Annotated in this window: 2 protein-coding genes and 1 tRNA gene; all 3 read left to right on the top strand. The window is 39.4% G+C overall.

Annotated elements, in window-relative coordinates:
* Position 1: 1 nt before the first annotated feature.
* Positions 2–92 (top strand) — tRNA-Ser (locus I6E69_RS20425).
* A 53-nt stretch (positions 93–145) separates the two neighbouring features.
* Entirely contained in the window at positions 146–532 is a 387-nt protein-coding gene (locus tag I6E69_RS20420; protein ID WP_002962891.1) for a hypothetical protein, read from the top strand.
* Positions 533–601: 69 nt separating this feature from the next.
* The gene (locus I6E69_RS20415; RefSeq protein WP_002962890.1) at positions 602–1,222 is read left to right on the top strand and encodes an FKBP-type peptidyl-prolyl cis-trans isomerase; all 621 of its coding nucleotides are present in this window, start codon (positions 602–604) and stop codon (positions 1,220–1,222) included.
* Positions 1,223–1,464: the final 242 nt, after the last annotated feature.

The following is a 1,464-nucleotide window of genomic DNA, read 5'->3' as shown; positions in this document are numbered from 1 at the left end:
CGGAGAGATGGCAGAGTGGTCGAATGCACCGGTCTTGAAAACCGGCATGGGTTTATAGCCCATCTAGGGTTCAAATCCCTATCTCTCCACCATTATTTAAAAAAACCGCCTTATAGGCGGTTTTTTGCTTTGTGGAGTTTAATTAATGACTAAAGCAACGAACCTATCAACCTCACAGCAATTAATAAAACATCTTTTATTATGGGTGGTATTTGGTTACTGCTATCAAAGTGCTATTAGCTTGTTGGCAAAAATGGCGGTCGACGCACAACCAGAATATCCATTAATTACCGCTTTTGCTTATGGTCTTGGTTTTAATATTTTGGCTGCCCATCTTATTACTAAATATGATAAACATTGGCCAGTAATTGGCTCTGCTTTTATTGGTTTAGTAGGCTTAGTTGCAGTGCCATTTTTATTGTCTGGTGAATCTGGATTATTAGCTATTCCTTTACTTGTTGGAATTTTATTCACTTTACCGCTTTGTAGTTATATTGTTGGCCTAATTAAGCTAAAACTCAGCAAAAACTAGCCCCAAACGGGGTTTATTTTGTGATAGCATATACGTGTCTTTTAACTAACAAAACGTGAAAAACACATTATGTCAGATAATTTTACTACAGATGCTGAAAAAGCAAGTTACGGTATTGGCTTACAAATGGGTGAGCAACTTAAGTCTAATCCTTTTGAAGGCTTAAACCTAAATTCAGTATTTGAAGGCATGAAAGATGCGTACGCTGGTAGCGCATTTCAAGTTGAGATCCCTGAGATTCAAGCTGCATTCGAAAAGATTAACGAAGAGATCCAAGCTCGTCGTGAAGAAGAATCTAAAGTACTTTCTGCCGAAGGTATTGCATTCTTAGAAGAAAACGCAAAACGTCCTGAAATCACAGTAACTGAGTCTGGTCTTCAATACGAAGTACTAGCGACTGGCGAAGGCGAAAAGCCAACAGCTGAGTCTACAGTACGTGTTGATTACCACGGTACACTAATTAACGGTACTGTGTTTGATAGCTCATACGAGCGCGGTCAACCAGCTGAATTTCCAGTTGGTGGCGTGATCAAAGGCTGGACTGAAGCATTACAAATGATGCCTGTAGGTACTAAATGGCGTATCTACGTTCCTCATGAGCTTGCTTATGGTGAACGTGGCGCAGGTGCTGCAATCGCACCTTTCTCAACGCTTGTATTTGATGTTGAACTACACGAAATCATTTCTTAATTTAAATAAACTTTAAAATTAAGAGTTTAAAAAGCCGTATTCAATCTGAATACGGCTTTTTTGTGTCTGTAATCTAAGTGTTTTATACCAATTCGATTAGGGTCTGTTGATCTTTCAAGGTTAAATTTGCAGCAGTCTGTTTGGTATTTAGGCAAGGCAGAGCCTATGTAGTGTGGTTATTCCCCATAAATGGGCGATAACGTAGCATTAATGCCAAACAGGCGCTGCCCAAAGGGTTCTTT

The sequence above is a fragment of the Pseudoalteromonas sp. NZS100 genome (assembly GCF_015864815.1).
In the GTDB taxonomy this organism is placed as follows: Bacteria; Pseudomonadota; Gammaproteobacteria; order Enterobacterales; family Alteromonadaceae; genus Pseudoalteromonas; species Pseudoalteromonas distincta.
Note: the sequence above shows the minus strand (reverse complement) of the source record. Positions and strands in the feature narration are given on the sequence as shown.

Excerpts from the sequence above, each read along its gene's own strand:
- I6E69_RS20415 (WP_002962890.1), top strand. The coding sequence starts at position 602 with ATGTCAGATAATTTTACTACAGATGCTGAAAAAGCAAGTTACGGTATT.
- I6E69_RS20420 (WP_002962891.1), top strand. The coding sequence starts at position 146 with ATGACTAAAGCAACGAACCTATCAACCTCACAGCAATTAATAAAACAT.